This window comes from Sphingobacterium sp. UBA7253, assembly GCF_002472745.1.
Classification (GTDB): Bacteria; Bacteroidota; Bacteroidia; order Sphingobacteriales; family Sphingobacteriaceae; genus Sphingobacterium; species Sphingobacterium siyangense.
This window is the reverse complement of sequence record NZ_DKSP01000108.1, coordinates 37,607-38,349: the sequence shown is the minus strand read 5'-3', so window position 1 is coordinate 38,349 and position 743 is coordinate 37,607. Positions and strand designations below refer to the sequence as shown.

The 743-nt window shown below is 38.4% G+C and carries 1 protein-coding gene; it reads right to left on the bottom strand.

All coding sequences use genetic code 11. From position 1 onward, the window contains the following. Positions 1-248: 248 nt before the first annotated feature. The coding region (locus tag B2X72_RS10530; protein WP_286849543.1) for a DUF5121 domain-containing protein at positions 249-743 on the bottom strand (495 nt) is incomplete at its 5' end.

Here is a 743-nt window from a genome sequence, read left to right as displayed (position 1 = left end):
AGAAGCTCTGCAGGAGCATCAAGGGTAATAGAATCCATATAAACAGTCTGATTTTCATTCGAATATTTTATTCTCAATAGCAGCTTACATCAGGAAGATTACTTCATTATCTTGTAAACTGGCCAACTCATGATAATCTGTGTGAGTTTGGGCAAATATAACAAATGAATCTTGGAATAAACAAATGCTATTTAAAAGAAAAAGTCCTAGGAAGACTACTACCTAGGACTTATAAGACTCAATTATAATTATTTTGTCGCAATCGTCAAGACAGCTTTCTTATTGCCTGCAGCTAAATCCAATGTAAAAACATAGGTTTTACCGGTCTCTAATACTTTAGCGGTTTTGATGCCAAGATTGCCCGAGTCGCGTCCATTCTTTCCATCCCCCACAAAAACGATATCACTTGTCGTTGTCAGGTCTGTGCCACCAAATTCACCGCCCCATCCTTTTTGATGGAAAAATTTGAAATTGATGTTATCAGAATTTATAGACTCTCCTGCCTTAACAGTTATCTGGTATTTCTTGTTGCCTAGCGGCACCAGACAAAGCGCTTTATCTGTGTTCCAGCCTACCTGATTAACGGATACCTTAGGTTTTCCGATTCCTTCACCGATAATCCACACAGCACCAGATCCATCATCTTGTAGTTTTGCCAAATCATTGCCTGTCATCGCCTCAACTACAAAGTATTTTAAGTTAAAGTCTGCTGTAACACGGTATTTTCCAGTTGATCCTTTAAA